General features: G+C 38.6%; 24 protein-coding genes. 5 read left to right on the top strand and 19 right to left on the bottom strand.

The features are described 5' to 3' along the window. Positions 1–36: 36 nt before the first annotated feature. The 11 genes from flgK to AN161_RS21605 form a co-directional block, all read right to left on the bottom strand. Positions 37–1,593, bottom strand: a complete 1,557-nt coding sequence (gene flgK, locus AN161_RS21560; protein WP_053596386.1) for a flagellar hook-associated protein FlgK — start codon at positions 1,591–1,593, stop codon at positions 37–39. Between the two features lie 64 nt (positions 1,594–1,657). Beyond that, positions 1,658–2,158: a flagellar protein FlgN gene (locus tag AN161_RS21565; RefSeq protein WP_053596387.1), complete on the bottom strand. Its 501-nt coding sequence runs from the start codon at positions 2,156–2,158 to the stop codon at positions 1,658–1,660. A gap of 27 nt (positions 2,159–2,185) precedes the next feature. Further along, entirely contained in the window at positions 2,186–2,446 is a 261-nt protein-coding gene (gene flgM, locus AN161_RS21570) for a flagellar biosynthesis anti-sigma factor FlgM (RefSeq protein ID WP_053596388.1), read from the bottom strand. Positions 2,447–2,567: 121 nt separating this feature from the next. Continuing rightward, entirely contained in the window at positions 2,568–2,981 is a 414-nt protein-coding gene (locus tag AN161_RS21575) for a TIGR03826 family flagellar region protein (RefSeq protein ID WP_053596389.1), read from the bottom strand. Positions 2,982–3,066: 85 nt separating this feature from the next. After that, positions 3,067–3,657 (bottom strand): phosphoribosyltransferase family protein, encoded by a 591-nt coding sequence (locus tag AN161_RS21580; RefSeq protein ID WP_053596390.1) that lies wholly within the window; start codon positions 3,655–3,657, stop codon positions 3,067–3,069. Continuing rightward, positions 3,654–5,021 carry a DEAD/DEAH box helicase gene (locus AN161_RS21585; protein WP_053596391.1) on the bottom strand — a complete coding sequence of 456 codons (1,368 nt, stop codon included), beginning with the start codon at positions 5,019–5,021 and terminating at the stop codon, positions 3,654–3,656. The genes AN161_RS21580 and AN161_RS21585 overlap by 4 nt, the downstream gene beginning before the upstream one ends. 154 nt (positions 5,022–5,175) lie before the next feature. Then, positions 5,176–6,018, bottom strand: coding sequence for a DegV family protein (locus AN161_RS21590; RefSeq protein WP_053596392.1), 843 nt, complete (start codon positions 6,016–6,018; stop codon positions 5,176–5,178). Between the two features lie 563 nt (positions 6,019–6,581). Beyond that, positions 6,582–6,743, bottom strand: a complete 162-nt coding sequence (locus AN161_RS29920) for a hypothetical protein (RefSeq protein WP_158003081.1) — start codon at positions 6,741–6,743, stop codon at positions 6,582–6,584. 71 nt (positions 6,744–6,814) lie between these two features. After that, positions 6,815–7,360 carry a nuclear transport factor 2 family protein gene (locus AN161_RS21595; protein WP_053596393.1) on the bottom strand — a complete coding sequence of 182 codons (546 nt, stop codon included), beginning with the start codon at positions 7,358–7,360 and terminating at the stop codon, positions 6,815–6,817. Between the two features lie 375 nt (positions 7,361–7,735). Beyond that, positions 7,736–8,410, bottom strand: coding sequence for a response regulator transcription factor (locus AN161_RS21600; RefSeq protein ID WP_053596394.1), 675 nt, complete (start codon positions 8,408–8,410; stop codon positions 7,736–7,738). A 35-nt stretch (positions 8,411–8,445) separates the two neighbouring features. Continuing rightward, positions 8,446–9,594: a sensor histidine kinase gene (locus AN161_RS21605; RefSeq protein WP_053596395.1), complete on the bottom strand. Its 1,149-nt coding sequence runs from the start codon at positions 9,592–9,594 to the stop codon at positions 8,446–8,448. A gap of 165 nt (positions 9,595–9,759) precedes the next feature. Here AN161_RS21605 and AN161_RS21610 point away from each other — a divergent pair, with 165 nt between their 5' ends. Beyond that, on the top strand, positions 9,760–10,395 hold the full coding sequence (locus tag AN161_RS21610; protein WP_053596396.1) for a YigZ family protein: 636 nt from the start codon (positions 9,760–9,762) through the stop codon (positions 10,393–10,395). Positions 10,396–10,537: 142 nt separating this feature from the next. Further along, positions 10,538–11,596 carry an LCP family protein gene (locus tag AN161_RS21615; RefSeq protein ID WP_053596397.1) on the top strand — a complete coding sequence of 353 codons (1,059 nt, stop codon included), beginning with the start codon at positions 10,538–10,540 and terminating at the stop codon, positions 11,594–11,596. Between the two features lie 183 nt (positions 11,597–11,779). Here the strand turns inward: AN161_RS21615 and AN161_RS29075 are convergent, their stop codons facing one another. Genes AN161_RS29075 through AN161_RS21625 form a run of 5 tightly spaced genes read right to left on the bottom strand, consistent with a single transcriptional unit; the run spans position 11,780 to position 13,873 of the window. Beyond that, the gene (locus AN161_RS29075; protein WP_143114975.1) at positions 11,780–11,968 is read right to left on the bottom strand and encodes a hypothetical protein; all 189 of its coding nucleotides are present in this window, start codon (positions 11,966–11,968) and stop codon (positions 11,780–11,782) included. Beyond that, positions 11,898–12,383, bottom strand: a complete 486-nt coding sequence (locus AN161_RS29080; protein WP_143114978.1) for a hypothetical protein — start codon at positions 12,381–12,383, stop codon at positions 11,898–11,900. Before AN161_RS29080 ends, AN161_RS29075 begins: the two co-directional genes overlap by 71 nt. Beyond that, positions 12,380–12,655 (bottom strand): hypothetical protein, encoded by a 276-nt coding sequence (locus tag AN161_RS29085; protein ID WP_143114981.1) that lies wholly within the window; start codon positions 12,653–12,655, stop codon positions 12,380–12,382. The genes AN161_RS29080 and AN161_RS29085 overlap by 4 nt, the downstream gene beginning before the upstream one ends. Beyond that, entirely contained in the window at positions 12,652–12,783 is a 132-nt protein-coding gene (locus AN161_RS31150; protein ID WP_277815970.1) for a hypothetical protein, read from the bottom strand. The genes AN161_RS29085 and AN161_RS31150 overlap by 4 nt, the downstream gene beginning before the upstream one ends. A gap of 28 nt (positions 12,784–12,811) precedes the next feature. Then, positions 12,812–13,873, bottom strand: coding sequence for an MraY family glycosyltransferase (locus AN161_RS21625; protein WP_053596399.1), 1,062 nt, complete (start codon positions 13,871–13,873; stop codon positions 12,812–12,814). Between the two features lie 224 nt (positions 13,874–14,097). On the opposite strand from AN161_RS21625, the gene secA2 reads away from it, so the two are divergent. Further along, entirely contained in the window at positions 14,098–16,461 is a 2,364-nt protein-coding gene (secA2, locus tag AN161_RS21630; RefSeq protein ID WP_053596400.1) for an accessory Sec system translocase SecA2, read from the top strand. After that, positions 16,461–17,354, top strand: coding sequence for an accessory Sec system S-layer assembly protein (locus tag AN161_RS21635; RefSeq protein WP_053596401.1), 894 nt, complete (start codon positions 16,461–16,463; stop codon positions 17,352–17,354). Before secA2 ends, AN161_RS21635 begins: the two co-directional genes overlap by 1 nt. 42 nt (positions 17,355–17,396) lie before the next feature. Here AN161_RS21635 and AN161_RS29090 read toward each other — a convergent pair whose 3' ends face one another. Further along, on the bottom strand, positions 17,397–17,741 hold the full coding sequence (locus AN161_RS29090) for a hypothetical protein (RefSeq protein ID WP_143114984.1): 345 nt from the start codon (positions 17,739–17,741) through the stop codon (positions 17,397–17,399). Positions 17,742–17,755: 14 nt separating this feature from the next. Next, on the bottom strand, positions 17,756–18,661 hold the full coding sequence (locus tag AN161_RS21640; protein ID WP_053596402.1) for a C40 family peptidase: 906 nt from the start codon (positions 18,659–18,661) through the stop codon (positions 17,756–17,758). Between the two features lie 253 nt (positions 18,662–18,914). On the opposite strand from AN161_RS21640, the gene brnQ reads away from it, so the two are divergent. After that, positions 18,915–20,234 carry a branched-chain amino acid transport system II carrier protein gene (gene brnQ, locus AN161_RS21645; protein ID WP_053596403.1) on the top strand — a complete coding sequence of 440 codons (1,320 nt, stop codon included), beginning with the start codon at positions 18,915–18,917 and terminating at the stop codon, positions 20,232–20,234. 179 nt (positions 20,235–20,413) lie between these two features. Here brnQ and AN161_RS21650 read toward each other — a convergent pair. Continuing rightward, positions 20,414–20,652 (bottom strand): hypothetical protein (locus tag AN161_RS21650; protein WP_347230954.1); only part of this gene is annotated, 239 nt, incomplete at its 5' end.

A 20,652-nucleotide genomic window follows, 5' to 3' on the forward strand; every position in this document is an offset into this window, starting at 1 on the left:
TAAAAGCCCCTTTCTATCGTAATGCTAGAGTATTTTTTATAGTCCTACACGGCCCATGCCGTTAATGATTTTGTCTAATGTTTCATCGACAACTGTAATCATACGTGCGTTGGCATTATATGCTTGTTGGAACGTAATCATATTTGTCATTTCCTCATCAAGGGATACTGAACTTACTGAGGCACGATTACCAGAAAGTGTTACTAATAAAGTTTCAGAAGTTTTGTTTAAGCGATAAGCTTCTTCACCGTCAGTACCTAATTTACCAATCATTCCTTGATAATACGAGTTGAATGTTGCACCATTTAAACTAGCTTGTCCTTTTGATTGAATATTAGCAAGTTCAAGTGCCCATTTACCATTTCCTTCTTCATTCGGTCCAGAAGAAGCAGCTAATTTAGAAGGATCATTTAAAAAATCATCATTTACCCTAATATTACCAGCCGTTATCGGTGATCCGTCTTCCGTAGTAAAGAAATCTATATCATTTTTATCACCTGATAAATCATAACCTTTCTTATGCATTTCATTGAAGGCTTCAGCAAATTCAGCTGCAAGTTTATCAAGGCTTGCTAGTGTTTCAATGTAATAACCTTTAGACTCACCTGCACTATCATAACCGTATGAATCAATTAGTGATAATAGTTTCCCTTTACCTGGCTCTAAATCGTCATATGCAATTGATTCTGTCGAGCCTAGCCCACTTACTTGAATAGATGAGAACATATTGGACAAGTTCGTGCCATCAATTTGCTTTGAGCCACTTGGATTAGCGACAGTACCATTTACTTCGAAAGTAGCATAATCTTTACCATTCACTAGCTCAATTTCTTTATCTGTGCCATATGGTTTGAACACAACTGTCAGGCTTCCTTCTGCCACAGCACTAGCATTTCCGCCAGATTCGACACGTTTAATGGATACAGGTATGTAATTGTTTAATTCATCGATTAAAACATCACGTTCATCGTATAAATCGTTCGGTACATGACCATTCGGCTCTACTTCCTGAACTTGTTTATTGATGGCAGCAATTTGCTTTAAGAGTGAGTTGATACGATTAGTCGCTACATTAACTTCGTTCCCTAAATTACCTTGAATTGTTTTTAGCTGCTTGTCCATATATCTAAAGGATTCAGCTAGGTGCTCAGCACGTTGCATTGCTACTTTACGAGATGCTGTATTTTCTGGGTTTGTACTGACATCTTGAAGCCCTTTCCAGAACTGTTCTAATGCTGCGTTAAGACCATATTGAGATGGTTCGTCCATTATATCTTCCATTTGAGAAATTGCATTTGAACGTGATTCCCAATAGCCTAGCTTGTTTGTTTCTTGACGGAATTGACGATCAACAAATTCATCGCGAATACGTTGAATCGATCCTGCTTGAACCCCAGTTCCGAGATGCCCTGGATAGTTAGGTTGATTTAAGCCTGCAGCTGGGAAACCTGCCGTTGCTTCCATATTTACTCGTTGACGAGAATAACCTAATGTATTTGCATTGGAAATATTATGTCCAGTTGTATATAAAGCTGTTTGTTGTGTAAATAAACCACGTTTACTAGCTTCTAAGCCCATAAATGTTGAGCGCATTTTTTTTCCTCCCTTTTTTAACGTTTATAATTTCAAGCATAATTTCTTGCATGGGCGCAAGAAACTATGCTTGCGAATCGAAATATGATTTTTTGGCCATTGTATTTGTGCCGCGCACCTCACTGCCAGAGTAGTTCATTTGCTCGGTCTGAGGTTGTAGTGCACCTAATGTGAGATTGACAAATTGTAGTGATTGGAACACTAGTTTTTGATTTAAATCGTTTTGTTTTTTTAAGTCATTGATGATTTGCATTAATCGATTGCGAACTGCTGATAGTGCTTCTTTTTCAGACTGTTGTTCAGCAGCCTCGATGACATCAGCGACAGTCATTTTGTCAGTTGAAGCAAATCCTTTTGCTCCAAGGTATTCCGTTACCTGTTTCTGACGCTGTTGCTCGAGCTTATCGATGGCCGCTACATGTGCCTGCTCATCCTTGAGCATTTTGTCCAGTGCTTCGATATCGCCAGCTGTGATGATTTCAGTTTTTTTATTGGCTAGTTCAAGTAAGCTTTTATGCATTCTTTCTAGCTTTGTTAGTGTAGAACAAATTGCTTCTACAGACATATTGCTAAGCACCCTCTCTGATATTCCTTAGAAACGATAATATTTCAGCATATCTTCTGCAACTTTGCGAGCGTCGACTTTGTATTCTCCAGAATCAATATCTTCTTTTAATTGTTGTACGCGTTCTGCACGCTCTGTGCTATATGTTGAAACTCCTTGCATCTCCTGTGCAGCCTTTGAAATTTCGATTTTATCGGCGAAAGATGCCTTGTTTGTGCCTGATTTTACATTGTGCACCTTATTTTTATAGGCGTTTACTGCATTAATGCCATAAGTTGTAATTTTCATTTTTTAACCCCCATCCTAAAAAGCTTATCTTCCTATTATTTCGGATTGTCTCACATAATGTTAAGTTTCTAAACATAAAAAAGTGTGCTAATTTTGTTTAAAATTAACACACTTTATGCCTTTAACGTTTTCGATCTGCGTGATATGTCACACGATCACGTTCTGCCACACTTTCGCGGAACTCCTTCGCCGCTTCGAATGTGCGCAGCTCCGACTTCAATTCATCCTGACATTTTGTACAAAGCTTGCCTGTTGTCGTTAGGTGACCACAGTTATCACATGGATACCCAAGATTAGGGAACATCGCAGTCTGTAAGCGCCCCTTGCGTACCCATTTATACAATAACTCCTCTTCAGCTCCAGTTGCTTCAACAATACGTTCTACTGTCGCAGCACGGTTTTCACGTTTACGTAAAAAGCGATAAACGATTTGATATAAGTCCTCTTCAGATTGAGCACATTTATGACATACTTCTCTGACCCCTGTATAATTAAAAAACTCATTACATTTTGGACAATTACGAACCTCTGCCATCTGTTTTTCCTCCTCTTGGCATAACTAACAACACTATACGAATCTTATATACTCATAATCTATTATACACAATGCATTAGCATTTTCATCCATTAATTAGCGTAAAGCATCGAACATTTCGGGCACCTGCATTTAATAAAATCTCGCTGGCGTGCCGCAAAGTAGTTCCTGTAGTTTTTATATCGTCAAAAAGAAGATATTCTTTATGCTCTACATGCGCACCAGTCATCAGACGAAAAAGAGGAGCTACTTGTATTCGCTGTTCTCTATTTTTAGAACTTTGCGTTTCTGTAGTCGTCTTTTCTAAAAGTTGCGTAAAGGGAATATCGGCAGCCTTTAATAGCTCCTCCATATGTGAGAAGGTACGTTCCTTTTGCTTAAGGGGATGCATTGGAATCAATATAATGGTTGCTTTTTCATTTTTGAATCGTGCATGTAGCTCCTGCCGAAATACTTTGGCAAGGGCGACATCCTGAAGAAATTTATATTGATGCAAATAATCCTTCATAGCGTCGTTATATTGGTAAAGTGCAGTTGCAGCCGGGGAATGTTCAAATCGAGCCGAACACTTATCACAGATGGTTGACTGAAATTGTTTTGTTAAAAGTATTTTCCATGAAATTGCTGATTGCAAAGGACGTGAGCATAATAAGCAACGTGTTTCAATTTTATTCATTGCGGAAATCCTTTCTTATTGTAATAAAGGATTTTTATACGCGCATCATCCATTTCAACTGTTATGCCATGATGAAAAAATACAACGTCTCCATCTGCAAAATTAGCATTCCGCCCAACTCGCCCTGCAATTTGTATAAGTGCACTGGAAGTAAAAATTGTCGATTCTGCCCCTATAACAGCAACCTGCACATTCTTTATCGTAATCCCTCTTTCTAAAATGGTTGTTGTGAGTAAACCAGGAACTTCTTCATGACGTAGTTTAAGCACTTTTTCTTTACGATCAGGATCTTCAGCATGAACCGCCATAATGCTTGCATCTAATAGCTGAAAAAGAGGCGTTGCTATTTTCATTAATTCTACTTTCGGGAAAAATAATAGAAAGGGCTCTTTTTGTGCAAGACGCTCCTCCGTCCATTGTTTCAGCTTTCGTGGAATTTTTCCTCGTTTTAAGCTTTTTTCATAGCTCCATAAAGAAATAAATCGTGGAACTGGTAATGGACAATTATGATAGCGCTTCGGGATAAATGAATAGCTTTTACTTTGATACTGGGTCAGTAATTTTTGCGAAGGTGTTGCTGTGACAAATAATATCGGTGCGTTCTCTGTTTTTGCTTTTTGCACGGCTCTTTGTAAGGTTTCGTCAAATGTATACGGAAATGCATCAGCCTCATCAACAATCATGACATCAAAGGCTCGTTCAAAACGATAAAGCTGATGAGTTGTAGCCAACACAAGCTGTCCATAGCCCCCCTGCTTTGGTGATCCACCATATAAAGCATGGATAATCGATTGCGGGAAGACTTTTTGAAAGCGTGGATATAACTCTAGCACTACGTCTGTACGAGGCGTAGCAATGCATACCCGTAAGCCTTGCTCTAAAGCATAATGAACAGTTAGGAAAAGTAGCTCTGTTTTTCCTGCCCCACACACTGCATGCGTAAGGTGGGAACGTTTTACTTTAACACTTTCTAACATTTCATTTGCTGCCTGCTGTTGAAGCACTGTAAATTGACCTGCCCATTTAAGTGAATGCTTCCTTGTTCTAATTGTGCGTGGGCCAATCCAGATTATCAATTGCGTGCAGCTACTCACTCTGCCCATATTCAGACAATGTCTACAATAAATACATTGTTGCTGGCACTTTGAACAATCAAACGTTGTAAATTGCTGTGGATCATCATTATGACAACGATTGCATTCTAGATGAGGCACTTTTTGAATTCCTTCTATTATATGGAAGTATTTATGGTGGATCGATTTCTCGATATCTTCCTTTGAAAATGGGGTATGCTCCTTTAACCAAATACGACCTTCATGAAAGTCTCGTAATGCTGGTGGCAACAACCAACCTTTGTATTTCATTGCTTTGCTCCTTCCTGTGATTTTTTTATTGGTGATGTTTGTATGTTTATCGGCGATGTTCATGGGCTTACCAGCGACTCTCTTACTTCTTCCGGCGATACAAAATAAAAAAACAGCCCCTACAAATTTGCTGTAGAGACTGTCTTACCTAAGTTTATTTTTTTGTCCAGCCTAGTCCCATTGAGCCTTCACCTAAGTGTGTGCCGATAACGGGACCGAAATAGCTCAATTTAAAGTTAACGTTCGGGTAGGTTGCTGCTAGTTGTGCTAGCCATTCTTCTGCTTCAGCCTGGCAATTGGCGTGGATCACAACCGCATCCATCGCTTCATATTTTTTAGCATCCTCAGCCAGTAGCTCCTCCGCACGCTTTAATGCTTTTTTACGCGTACGAATTTTTTCAAAAGGTACAATGACCTTGTCCACAAAATGAAGTACAGGCTTTACTTGTAATAAGCCGCCAATTAATGCTGCTGCTGAAGACAAACGTCCCCCACGCTGTAAGTGCGCTAAGTCATCTACAATGAAGTAAGCACGAATAGACTGCTGCATGTCCGCCAATGTAGCGAATATTTCTTTTGCAGAAAAGCCCTGAGCCGCCATTTCAGCTGCTCGTATAGCATAAAAACCCTGTACCGCACAGGATATTTCACTATCAAAAGCGTACACATCAACGCCTTCCACCATTTCGCCTGCTTGAACGGCGCCTTGATATGTTCCACTGATTCCACTTGATAAATGAATAGAAATTACTTCATCATGCTCTTTTGCCAGCTCTTCAAAGAGAGAGACAAATTCTCCGATTGGGGGCTGCGTTGTTTTTGGAAATTCTTTTGCCCCGCGTACTTTATCATAAAATTCAGATGCCGTGATATCTACTTCTTCTGCAAATAATTGCCCTGAGATATTTACACTTAACGGAATCATATGAATGTTTAAGCGTGCTCGTTCTTCAGCCGTAATATATGCAGTACTATCTGTTACGATTGCTGTCCTCATCCATGTCCACTCTCCTATTCTACATAGTTTACATTCAATTGCGCCTCGGCGCAATTGTTGCTGTCGCTTCGCTTTCGCACAGATAAAAAATGTTGTCCGGAGGCTTTAGGCCAACACGACGTTGGTCACTCAGTCATTGCCACAGGACGTGGCGTTCTTAGACTGAGTTCCTCTATTTCAGTAGGTACCTACTGAATGAAGATAAAAAATAATGAATGTGAAATGAATTACGACATTGCGTAATTTCGTCCGAATTTCGAATAGGAGTAAGTACAATTCACTCTTTCATCATTCCAGACTTCTGCTAGATTGTTCAACTTCTTGTCCAGTTTCTCTAGCATTCATTTCACATTCATTTTCTATGTATAATCAATTTCGCCTTGGCGTAATTGTTGCTGTCGCTTCGCTTTCGCACAGATAAACAATGCGTCCGGATTTTGAATTGTGCCCGCACAATTCATTCCTTTCAAAATCCGTGACATCCGCCGGAGGCATTATCTTCATTCAGTAGGTGTTTGGACACCCACTGAAAAGGAACCTCATCCGCATTCATCTTACCACCTTCAGAGGTGGGAGTCTTCTGTAGCTGACGTTTCACTTTCGCTACAAAAAACATCTGTAGCTGACGTTTCACTTTCGCTACAAAAAAACATCTGTAGCTGACGCTTTGCTTTCGCTACAAAAAACATCTGTAGCTGACGCTTTGCTTTCGCTACAAAAAACATCTGCTGAATGAAGATAACCTCTTGGCGAAGCTGTGTGAATCCCCTAGAGGTTTATTCAAAATTCCTTATTTTTATTGGCCAGTGCTTGATTTAGAGTCATCTCCAATATAATAGACGCTCGTTACTTTCCAGCTTCCATCCTCTTTTACAAAGACAGTTACTTGACGCCCCGCACTTTCATGTTCGATGTTTGTTTCAACCTGCAGAGCGTGCATTGTCATATTGGCAAAGACCTCCGCTTCTTCGTTCTTATACTTCGCAATGGTTACATTTTCTACTTCACGTTTACTATCAAATTGGTCGAATACCTCGGCTGCATAAGTCTTCTCTTCATCATACTTAAAGCCTCTTGGATTCTTCGATATTGATTGCATATAACGATTGATATCTTCTGCATTTAACGCAGCAATATACTCATCGAAAGACGCTAAAATGGCTTTTTCTTCTGCTGCTGGTACATTCGTAGCTTTTTCTACATTACCGCCAACCATTTCAAAACCAACAGTTCCATCTTCAATCACTTTTGCACGATCTTCCGTACTTATCTCATCTTTTTTATTACTACAGGCAGTTAACACTAATAAGGTAAGAACTGCTAGAATACTTTTCTTTAACATCAAAAAACCTCCCGCGCATATTGTAGCATATAAATCCCGTCGTATGAATTTTGTTGTACATTTTCAATATTTAGGTGCTACATCTTTCTTAAGACGTCCATGTTTTTAAAATGTTGCACAACTTAAATTGCTACACTTTTAACAAAGATCCGTTACCCATAGGAGTGCTCCATTTTTGTGACTCATCACCATATCGTGTAGTTGATTTCCGTTCCGACTGGGCGTGTCCGATGAGACGCTTCACTTTTGTGATGATCCATTTTTATCTAACGAGGGTTGTTCTTTCCAGAGGTGTTCAGCCATAAAAAAACTGCTTTAAAAACTACTAATAATATAGTAGCCTTTAAAAACAGCTCTTAATTCAATGCTATGCAATTATCGTACTTCAACCCAGCCATTTTTGATGGCTGTAACAACAGCTTGTGTACGGTCGTTTACATTCATTTTTTGTAAAATGCTTGAAACGTGGTTTTTAACTGTTTTTTCAGAAATAAACAGTGTCTCGCCAATCGTACGGTTAGATTGACCGTCTGTTAATAATTGTAATACTTCACATTCACGCTTTGTTAATAAATGGAACGGGCGACGAATTTCTGTTTGATGGAAGTTTCCTTTATTTTCATGCTCAGATAGACGACGGAATTCTGCTACTAGATTTTTAGTTACTTTAGGATGTAGATAAGATCCACCATTCGCGACTACTTTAATGGCTTCAACAATTTCGTCAGCATCCATCTCTTTTAGCATATAGCCAAGTGATCCAGATTTTAGCGCATGTGTTACATATGTTTCATCATCATGAATGGATAGCATAATAACCTTTGCGTCTGGGAATTCACTAATTAGCTCTGCCGTAGCCTCTACTCCATTTTTACCCGGCATATTAATATCCATTAGTACAACATCTGGTTGATTTTCAGCATATAAAGTAACCACATCTGTACCATCATCACCTTCTGCTACTACATCGAACGTATCTTCAAAATCTAAAATACGTTTTACTCCTTCGCGGAATAGCTGGTGATCGTCTACAATAATAATCTTCGTCATTTGTCTTTACCCCCTAAATTTCTGCAACAATTGCTTCACTCTACTTCTAACGGAATTTTAAATAAAACCGTCGTACCTCGATTTATCTCACTAGTAATGGAGATTGTACCATCCAAAATTTCGATACGTTCTTTCATTCCTAAAATCCCAAAGGAATGATCTTTAACTACCTGTGGATCGAAACCTTTGCCATCATCCTTTACAACGATATTTACGGCATTGTTCAACCACTCAAGTTTCACCCAAATATCCTTACAATTCCCGTGCTTCATGGCATTTGTTACACACTCCTGCACTAGTCGGAAAATAGATACTTCATAGTTTGAAGGTATACGCTTTTCGGTACTTCTCGATTGGAAATGAACTTCAACACCAGGGTTATATTCAGTCACTGTCGATAAGTACTTTTTTAATGTCGGAACGATTCCCAAATCATCAAGTGCCATTGGTCTTAAATCATAGATAATACGTCGCACCTCTGATAATGCATTACGCACCGTTTTCTTTAAATCAGCAATTTCAGCCAAAGCATATTCAATGCCCTTCTCACGATACGTTCTATCTATTAAATCAGTGCGCATTAGTACATTTGCCAGCATCTGAGCAGGTCCATCATGAATTTCCCTAGATAAACGTTTCCGCTCTTCTTCTTGTGCTGCGATAATTCGTATACCAAAATCTTGTTTCATTTTTGCTTGTTCTAGTGCTAAACCAACATTTCTTAAATCTGAAGTTAAGTAATTCAAAACGACATTTACTTGATTGACAATATGATCTGCACGTTCAATCGTATCGAGCAATCCTCTTAATCTTCTCTCTAGATCATCTCTTTTATCACGTAGCTGCTTTTCTTGTGTTCTAATAACGGAGAGCTTCACTTGAAAATCATGTGCAGTTTCATATGCTTCTCTGACTTGTTCTTCGGTATAATTATCAAAAGCTTTACTTACTAACACAAGTCTTTGTTTAGCAAGCTGTGTACTTTTTTCTAAAGCATCGCCTTCATCAATAACAATTGAAACTTGTTTTCGAACAATTTCTAGCTCATTTTGCATATCTTCGAAGTTTCTTCTGCTTTGTTCACTTATAATAAAGATATCATCCTTTGAGCTCATGATTGTATCTAACATTCGATTAAATATGTCATCAAGCGACTTTAAATCGAAGGTATCATTTGAAAACATAGTGTACTCCCCAGTCTAATGTCTTATGATTACTTACCATTTTAATAGACCAATTTCATATATTCCATAGTCTACACCTATTATAGCATCACCCTGCTAAAAATTAATGCTTTTTCTTAATGAAAATTATAGAATAGAACTCTACTTTAAAGGAGATTGATACCGATGAGAGAAAACTATTTAACAGTAAAAGGATACGGAGAAAGCGAAATTGTTATTTCTAAATCTCGTTTTCTCACTTATATAGAACGTGCAGAAACGGAAGAGGATGCAATTTCTTTTATTGAACGCATAAAAAAAATGCATCATAACGCGACGCACAATTGCTCAGCCTATATTATTGGAGAGCATGATCATATTCAAAAAGCAAACGATGACGGGGAACCTAGTGGCACAGCAGGCGTCCCTATGTTAGAAGTCTTAAAGAAACAAGGCTTAAAGGATACGGTCGTTGTCGTCACACGCTACTTTGGTGGCATTAAGCTTGGCGGTGGCGGTCTTATTCGTGCATACGGAAAAGCGACAACTGAAGGTTTACTTGCTGCACAAGTAGTTGAACGCAAGCTTCATCATTTTATGAAAATAGCCGTTGATTACACATGGCTTGGCAAAGTTGAAAATGAAATTCGAGGTTCTTCGTATACATTAGAAGAAATTCGCTACTTGGAAGGCGTCGAAATCATTGTATCTGTGCTAAAAGAGGAAGAAGAACAGTTCCAAAATTGGGTAACCGAAATGACAAACGGACAAGCAAACATTACATTTGAGGATGCGCAATTTATCGAATTTGTTGTGAAATAAATAGTTTTAATTGTCGAAACTAAATATGCATAGTATAATTTTAATGTTAAATACTATTTTATCAACAGCATATTACTACTTGTATTTGAATAAAATTCAGTTTAATCGTATTATTATCCCCATAACTTAGAGGAGAATATAAATGAAAAATAAAGCTACTAATAAGTACAAAAAGAGGTCTTCTAAAGCTTCCTTAATTATAAAAATTTCCCTACTTCTCATTGCTAGTTTGGCAATTTGTGTAACTGCTTATGGTGTTTATCTTACTAAACAAGTAGAACATGCAGCAAACTCAGCACATGAAGAATTAGAAGGCCGAGACATTTCTACACTTCGCGACAATAAAGTAGAGCCGATAAAAGATAATGTATCTATCTTATTTGTCGGTGTTGATGATAGTGATGATCGTGGGCAAGGTTCGGATCATTCGCGTTCCGATGCACTGGTTTTAGCTACATTAAATAATAAAACGCATACAATTAAAATGCTAAGCATTCCTCGTGATTCATACGTTTATATTCCTAAAGTAGAATATAAAGATAAAATTACCCATGCACATGCTTTAGGTGGCACACTGGCAACAATCGACACAGTTGAAGAATTATTAGATATCCCAATTGACTATTATGTACGCATGAACTTCAATGCTTTTATTGACGTGGTTGATGCATTAGGTGGCATTGAAGCTGAAGTACCTTATGCTTTACATGAGTTAGACGAATTCGACAAGTTTACAATCAATTTGGAGCCAGGTTTACAGCATTTAAACGGTAGTCAAGCACTTGCACTCGCAAGAACACGTAAACAAGATAATGATATTGAGCGTGGTAAGCGTCAACAAGAAATTCTTACAGCTATTATCAATAAAGCTGCTTCTGTTAGTTCTATAACAAAATACGATGATGTAATTAAGGCACTTGGTGATAATATGAAGACGGATATGACATTTACTGAAATGAAATCCTTCTTGTCTTATTTAACAAAAGGTGTACCACGCATTGACACTTTAACATTAGATGGCACAGATGATATGTCTACTGGTATATATTATTATCAATTAAATCAAGAGTCTGTTAATGAAGTAGAAGAAATTTTGAAAAACCACCTTGACTTATTAGATGAAACTTCATCAAGCCTCACAAATAACAATACTGACAGCGCTGCAAGTGAAGAATCTTCGGTGAGTGAACCAGCCCAATAAATCTTATAGCCTTTCCACTTCAATTCGTGGAAAGGCTTTTTTTATGGAATCATATCGAAAGTTGCTTTCGCTATATAATTTATATGAATCCGCGGGTATTCCTCTTCCTTCCGCGGGTATTCGCTTCTCTTCCGCGGGTATTTGCTTCTCTTCCGCGGGTATTCGCTTCTCTTCCGCGGGTATTCACTTCTCTTCCGCGGGTATTCGCTTCCTTTCCGCGGGTATTCTTCTCTTCCGCGGGTATTCGCTTCCTTTTCGCGGGTATTCGCTTCTCTTCCGCGGGTATTCTTCTCTTCCGCGGCTATTCGCTTCTCTTCCGCGGGTATTCGCTTCTCTTCCGCGGGTATTCGCTTCTCTTCCGCGGGTATTCAAATTCTCTTCCGTGGGTATTTGCTTTTCTTCCGCGGGTATTCACTTCTCTTCCGCGGGTATTCACTTCTCTTCCGCGGGTATTGGCTTCTCTTCCGCGGGTATTTGCTTCTCTTCCGCGGGTATTGGCTTCTCTTCCGCGGGTATTCTTCTCTTCCGCGAGTATTCGCTTCCTTTTCGCGGGTATTCGCTTCCCTTCCGCGGGTATTCGCTTCCCTTCCGCGGGTATTCTTCTCTTCCGCGGGTATTCCTCTTCCTTCCGCGAGTATTCGCTTCTCTTCCGCGGGTATTCGCTTCTCTTCCGCGGGTATTCGCTTCTCTTCCGCGGGTATTCGCTTCTCTTCCGCGGGTATTCGCTTCTCTTCCGCGGGTATTCGCCTCTCTTCCGCGGGTATTTGCTTCCTCCGCGGGTATTCACTTCTCTTCCGCGGGTATTCGCTTCCTCCGCGGGTATTCACTTCTCTTCCGCGGGTATTCACTTCCCTTCCGCGGGTATTCTCTTTCCTTCCGCGGGTATTTGCTTCCCTTCCGCGGGTATTTGCTTCCCTTCCGCGGGTATTTGCTTCCCTTTCGCGGGTATTCGCTTCTCTTCCGCGGGTATTCGCTTCTATTCCACGGATATTCACTTCTCTTCCGCGGGTATTCGCTTCTCTTCCGCGGGTATTCAAATTCTCTTCCGTGGGTATTCAAATTCTCTTCCGTGGGTATTCGCTTCCCTTCCGCGGGTATTCACTTCTCTTCCGCGGGTATTCGCTTCCCTTCCGCGGGTATTCCTTCAAAGTCGTTCTAAAAGCGTCGACAAAAAAGCAATCACACAAAAATGTATGATTGCTTTCGCATTATTATTTACTTGAATATCCGAACAAAATTCAATAACGGCTTGTAGTTTTTACCAGCGAGTCCGATAATTTCAACAAAAATTTCAATGGCAGTTAATATGACAGCTACGAGTAAAATCGCACCCCATACTTTTGCCATAGAGAAAATGATCGCTGCTATTCCAAACATCATTGCAATCGCATAAATAATGAGTACTGTTTGACGATGTGTGAAGCCCATATCCAGTAAACGGTGATGTAAGTGTGATTTATCTGGATCAGACCATTTTTTCTTCATGCGTACACGACGAACAATCGCAAAGAATGTATCAGAAATTGGCACACCTAATATAATAACTGGGATAATTAATGCCACGAACGTAATATTTTTAAATCCAAGCAATGCGAGCACTGATATCATAAAGCCAAGGAATAAGGCTCCTGTATCTCCCATAAAGATTTTCGCTGGGTGGAAATTGTAAAATAAAAATCCAAATGTCGCTGCTGCTAAAATGGATGCGATTGCTAAAACGAACATATTGCTCAGAATAAATGCCATGACTGCTAAAGTAATAAGGGCAATCGTTGAAACACCGGCAGCGAGACCATCTAAGCCATCGATTAAATTAATGGCATTTGTAATACCAACAATCCAAAGAATTGTTAAAGGGATACTTAGTAATCCAAAATTTAATTCACCTACAAATGGTAAATTAACCATTTCAATTTGAATGCCACCTACAAAGATAACGATAAGTGCCGCAGCAAGCTGACCAACCAATTTTGCCTTTGCGGAAATTTCACGCATATCATCTATGACACCTGTTGCTACGATAATACAAGCACCAATTATAATTGATAGTAAAAACTCACTACCATTTTCATTGTGTATCAAAATTGGATAAAATATAGCCACAGCTATTAAAAACGCAAGGAAAATCGCCAATCCGCCAAGTCTTGGCATAATTCGTGCATGTACTTTTCGATAGTTTGGTGCATCTACAGCACCTATTCTGAACGCTAATCGTTTAACTAGTGGAGTTAACAATATGGAAGCAACGAATGCTGCTATTAAAGACACATAAAGCATGTCTCTCCTCCTCATAAAATAATCTTCATTGGAATCCAAATTGATTATAGCATGAACAAGCATTGAAATATACTTTTTCTAAACATTTTCCACCATTTCACAAATATTTCTCACCTTTTCCTATTGATAGAATGCTATAGGGTCAAATGTAGTCACCATTCGTAAAATTTGATAGAATAATGTAGTGTCTAGCATTTAGACAACTTTAAAGGAGCGTATATTACATGTTCTCAATTTTCAAAAGTAATAAAGAGCAAACGAGTGCTCGTCAATTGAAACGCTACTATAAAATAGTAGAACAAATTAATAATCTTGAAGAAAAATATGTCAATAAGTCAGATGCGGAATTACGAGAAATGACTTTTATTTTCAAAGATCGCTTACAACAAGATGAGTCTATTGCATCCATCATCCCAGACGCATTTGCTGTTGTACGCGAAGCCTCAAAACGTGTATTAGGAATGCGTCATTTTGATGTACAGCTTATTGGTGGTCTTGTTTTAACTGAAGGCAATATCGCTGAAATGCCTACAGGTGAAGGTAAAACGCTTGTTGCTTCCCTTCCCTCATATGTACGTGCATTAGAAGGCAAAGGTGTCCATGTTATTACTGTCAATGATTACCTAGCTAAACGTGACTATGAGCTCGTTGGACAGATTCATCGTTTCCTTGGCTTAACAGTTGGTTTAAATTTACCAATGATGGAGGCAGACGAGAAAAAGGAAGCCTATAATGCAGATATTACATATGGTGTTGGGACTGAATTCGGTTTCGATTACTTGCGTGATAATATGGCATACAGCTTAGCTGATAAAGTACAGCGTCCTTATCACTTCGCCATTATTGATGAAGTAGATAGTGTACTAATCGATGAGGCAAAAACACCACTGATTATCGCTGGTAAAATGCCATCTAACGATGAATTACATCGCATCTCATCTATGTTAGCTAAACGCTTCAAAGTAGATGAAGATTATGATTTTGATGATGAAACAAAAGCTACTTCCCTAACAGATAAAGGTATTGAAAAAGTTGAGGCTGCATTCAATATAGATAATCTGTATGACTTAGAGCACCAATCACTTTTCCATTATGTTATCCAAGCTGTTCGTGCTCATGTCATGTTTGAACGTGATGTTGATTACATCGTAAAGGATGACAAAATCGAGCTTGTTGATATGTTCACAGGTCGTATTTTAGAAGGTCGTTCACTATCAAATGGCTTACATCAAGCGATTGAAGCAAAAGAAAATGTAACGATTACCGACGAAAATAAAGCACAGGCACAAATTACAATTCAGAACTATTTCCGTATGTATCCGAAGCTTTCTGGGATGACGGGTACTGCGAAAACACAGGAAAAAGAAATTCGAGAAGTGTACGGCATGGAAGTTATTCAAATTCCAACCAATCGTCCACGTCAACGTGTCGATCAGCCCGATATTATTTTTAACAAACAAGAAGATAAATATAAGTATGTAGCAGCTGAAACTAAACGTCGTCACGAAAAGGGACAACCTGTCTTAGTTGGGACAACGTCCATACTGCAATCTGAAACAGTTGCCGATTGCTTGAAAAAAGAAGGCTTAAAATTCCAATTGCTAAACGCTAAAACAGTGGAACAAGAGGTTGAGCTTATTTCTCAAGCAGGTCAAAAAGGTCGTATTACGGTAGCTACCAATATGGCTGGTCGTGGTACAGATATCGTATTAGGCGAAGAAGTTCATGCACTTGGAGGTCTATATGTCATCGGTACCGAAAAGCATGAAAGCCGCCGTGTAGATAATCAGCTTCGTGGTCGTTCAGGCCGTCAAGGTGACGTAGGTGAAAGCCGCTTCATTCTCTCTATTGAAGATGATATGTTCCGCCGTTACGCAAAAGAAGAAGTTGAAAAATTCTCAGCAAAAATGGTTGTCAATGAAGAAGGCATTATTCAAAATAAAGATGCTCAAGAACTCATTAACCGTACACAACGAATTGTTGAGGGCTCCCAATACGGTATGCGTGAATACAACCTAAAATTAGACGATGTTATCAATGACCAACGTACAGTTATTTATGGTCTACGTGACAAAATCTTAGCTGGTAAAGACTTAATGGACGAGCTAAAAAAAATGCTTCGTGAAACGGTTGAGTTTGCTGTTCTCGACGCTGCACCGGAAGAAGTTAATTCTATTGAATGGAATTATGATCAAATGGAGAGTTCACTTAACTCACTTTTCATTACGTCTGTCACAATTGACCGAGAAGTGGGCAAAGTAAAACAAATTTTAGCTGACGTTCAACCTTCAGAACAAGAACTGCTCAATCATATAGAGAAATTCGCAGAAAATGAACAAGTAATAGAAGTTCTTCCACAAATCATGCTTAGTTACATAGATAGTGGCTGGGTGAAACACTTGGAAGTAATGGCTCATTTAAAAGAAGGTATTGGTTTACGTCATTACCAACAAGAAGATCCAATGCGAATTTACCAACGTGAAGGACTTGAGTTATTCGGTAAGAATTTCCAAGAATTACGTCGTTCTATTATTATAGAGATTACTGGCTTCATGAAAACAATTGAGGCACAACAGGAGGAACAATAATGGGCTTATTTTCATTCTTTAAAAAATCGGACAAAATCGTTCAAGAAAACACAATTGACTCAAAAGACTTACTAGGAAACGCTACAACGAATTCAGGCGACAATCGTGATGTTGAGACAAAGCTTTCATTCCATCCAGATTGGGATGTACCACAGGAGCAAAAATACATTTTCAACTTCCTTTCAAATGAGCTAGAACCATTGAAACCAAATCAATTATCTCTTTCTTCTATTAGTATTGAAGAAAACAAACGTAAATGGCTTGTTCGTGCATTTTTCCGCTCATCCTTACCACAAGCAATCGAGCTAGGTGAAATTGAACTTTTCATTATGGATAAAAATGACGAGCTTGTAGCATCTAAAAAATTCGATTTTAAAGCACTTGGCACAATTCCAGCAGAAAGCGCTCGCCCATGGGTGTTCGAATTTGAAAAATCTACAATTAAAGTAGATGAAGTCCCTGAAGATGGTTGGAAAATTGCCTTCAATCTTGTTTCCCTTCGTGGTCATCAATTAGAATTAGATCCATCATGGGAAAAACAATTACCTGCAGCTCAAAAAGAAGAGCTAGCCAAAATCGTCGATACTTTACCAAAGTTAGGTGAAACTGAAGTAAACTTCACTGGCTTACAAGCAAAGCTGGCTGATAATGGCAATCTAAATGTATCGATTTTCATCCGTAACGGACACAATAAAGCTATTAATCTAGAACAATTACCGCTAGAAATTGTAGATGCAACAGGTAAACAAATTGCTAACGGTTCATTTACAATGGATCCAGTATTAACTGTACAACCAAACTCAACGAAGCCTTGGACATTTGTCTTCCCTGCAGAGCTTGTTGACGCAAAAGATGCAGATCTTTCTCGTTGGACAGCACGCGTAACACAATAAAATATCGAAATCCCTTCTTTTTCATAGAAAGAAGGGATTTTTTCATTTGATGATTTCTATCGGTGATACGTGAAGCTTCTCTTCCGCGGGTATTCGCTTCTCTTCCGCGGGTATTCGCTTCTCTTCCGCGGGTATTCTTACCTTCCGCGGGTATTCGATTCTCTTCCGCGGGTATTCACCTCCCTTCCGCGGGTATTCGCTTCTCTTCCGCGGGTATTCGCTTCCCTTCCGCGGGTATTCGCTTCTCTTCCGCGGGTATTCACCTCTCTTCCGCGGGTATTTGCTTCCCTTCCGCGGGTATTCGATTCTCTTCCGCGGGTATTCACTTCTTTTCCGCGGGTATTCGCCTCCCTTCCATAAAAAAAAGCGATTTCTGCGTATATGCAAAAATCGCTTTTATTTTATTTCACAGCGTCGAATCGTTTATAAGCTACTAATTTTGTAGACCAGTAAGAGTACGTAACATCCGAGATTTCAACACCATTTGAACCTGCATGGATAAATTTATTATTACCAAGATAAATACCCATATGAGATATTCCAGCTTTATACGTATTCTCGAAAAATACTAAATCTCCCGCTACCGGATTTTTAACTTGTGTTGTTTTACCATAAAAATATCCTTCGCTACTGTCTCTTCCTATTTTTAAGCCACCCTGATTAAAGGCATAGTAGATAAAGCCACTGCAATCAAGGCCTTCTGGTGTGTTACCACCATAAAGATACGGCGTTCCGACTAATGTATTAGCTACTTCTATCGTTTTCTTATAAATAGCTTGTCCATTAGCTGAAGGATCATTAGAATTTACTGATGGTGTTCCCGCACCTGAAGTTCCGCCATTATGTATTGTTTCGCCGTCAGGTATTGTAGCTACTGAAGTTAATTTTAATACCTGTCCAATGAAAATAGTGTCTGCCGTAAGTCCATTCCAATCTTTAATTTCCTTTTGTGTCACATTATATTGCTTAGCAATTTTTGATAATGTATCACCTTTAACTACTGTATAGGAAACATTTGTTGGCTTTGATGGAGTTGTTGGTTTTGTTGTTGATGGATTTGAAGGTTTTACTGTTTCATTAGTAGATTGTTTTGAAATCTCAAGTTTTTGCGCTACATAAATCGTATCATTCATTAAATTGTTCCAACTTTTTATGTCTTGTATTGTTACTTGATGGTTTTGGGCGATTTTAGATAAAGTATCTCCTTTTTGTACGGTATAGGTCGCTGCTTCTGCGGTCTGTAGTGCTAAAAATGAAGTAGCAATAGTGCTTAAAGCAAGGATTCTCAATTTTTTTGTCTTTTTCATATCAAATTTCCTCCGTTCGTGCTAGAATATTTCCTTGTGTGTCTTCTATCATACTAGATATTTTAGTAATCATATATCGGAAAAACTGACTATTTTTCAAACAATTTATTAATCTTATTGAATACGACAGATTCCGACGAATTACAATAGATTATTAATTGCAAGATTAGTAGTCATATGATAACATACACTTCTGTATTTAAAATTTTTAGAAAGTTTTATCTTTTCAATCTTAAAGGAGTTTTTAATTTTTATGAAAAACATAATGCTTTTCATCAAAGAGAATTTAGCAGTAGGTTTACTTTTGTTTGCTCTGTTTTTAGGTGCTGGAAATATTATCTTCCCACCATTATTAGGTCAACAAGCTGGTGAGTATATTACGCCAGCAATGATTGGTTTCTTAATAACAGGTGTTGGTTTACCTTTATTAGCAATCGTTGCTGTTGCGAAAGCGGGTGGCGACCTACAATTACTTGCGAATCGTGTCGGCCCTATCTTTGGTGTTATTTTTACATCCATCGTTTATTTAGCGATTGGACCATTTTTTGCAGTACCTCGTACAGGCTCTGTGTCCTATGAAATTGGGATTGCACCATTTCTTCCAGAGGCAGCAGCTGATCATTGGGCACCACTTTTCATTACTTCTATATTGTTTTTTGCCTTAATACTATGCCTAGCTATTAATCCTACAAAGCTTATAGATCGCGTGGGGAAAATTTTAACACCTGTTCTATTGCTCGTTATTTTATTATTAGCTGTTAAAAGCTTTGTTTCTCCAATGGGTGAACCTGGGACAGCAATAGGTAAATACACTGTATCACCTTTTTCTGAAGGCTTTGTTCAAGGCTACTTAACAATGGATGTACTGAGCGCACTCGTTTTCGGTATCGTTATTTTACAAGCGTTGCGCGGCATGGGGATGTCAGATACTAAAAAGCAAGTAAAAACGACGATTTTCGCGGGAATTGTTGCCGCTATTGGCTTATCATTTGTCTACATCTCACTTGGCCATATTGGTAACACTAGTATTGATGCGATTGGCATTTCTGATAATGGCGGTATTATTATTGCAAAATCAGCTGAAGTGCTTTTCGGTAAACTCGGGAGTATTATCCTATCTGTTACAATTTTACTAGCTTGTATATCTACTGCTGTAGGTTTATTAAATGCTAATGCTCAGTTTTTTAACAAGCTATTTCCAAGAATCTCGTATAAAACATTTATAGTCATTTTCACTATTTTAAGCATGGCCATTACGAACATTGGTCTTTCCACAATTATTAGTGCATCACTGCCTGTATTATTAATTATCTATCCACTTGCAATGGTGTTAATGGTATTGTCGCTTGTCGATAACTTCTTTAAAGGTGGACAAATTGTTTATATTTTAGCATTAATTCCAACATTCTTTGTAAGTTTGTATGATGGTTTGAAGGAAATGAATATTAAAATTGCGCCATACGAGAGCATATTAAAAGCTTTACCATTTTACGAGCAAAGTCTAGGATGGCTTGTACCTGCAATTATCGGCGCGCTTATCGGCTTGATTATTCATAAGCTTATAAAAAAATAGAGTGAAACTTTAATCAAGGGCACTGAAAAACTAAAGAAATTCTTCTTTTGTTGGATTTAGAAACTCAAAAAAGTCGATTTGCATCACAATTCTTTGTGGCAAATCGACTTTTTCAATGCCCTCACTTTAATCAGTGGAGGTTTTCTTCATCCCCCACTGATTATTCACCAATCGAGCTTTTATAGGCAGTTCATCTCCCAACTAACTTCTTTGCTTTCGCTGAATTTTGAGGTGGGAGTCTTCTGTAGCTGACGTTGCACTTTCGCTACATAAAACATTTGTAGCTGACGATTTGCCTTCGTTACAAAAAACATCTGTAACTGGCGCTTTACTTTCGCTACAAAAAACATCTGTAACTGGCGCTTTGCTTTCGCTACAAAAAACATCTGTAACTGGCGCTTTGCTTTCGCTACAAAAA

It is taken from the genome of Lysinibacillus sp. FJAT-14222 (assembly GCF_001278875.1).
In the GTDB taxonomy this organism is placed as follows: domain Bacteria; phylum Bacillota; class Bacilli; order Bacillales_A; family Planococcaceae; genus Lysinibacillus; species Lysinibacillus agricola.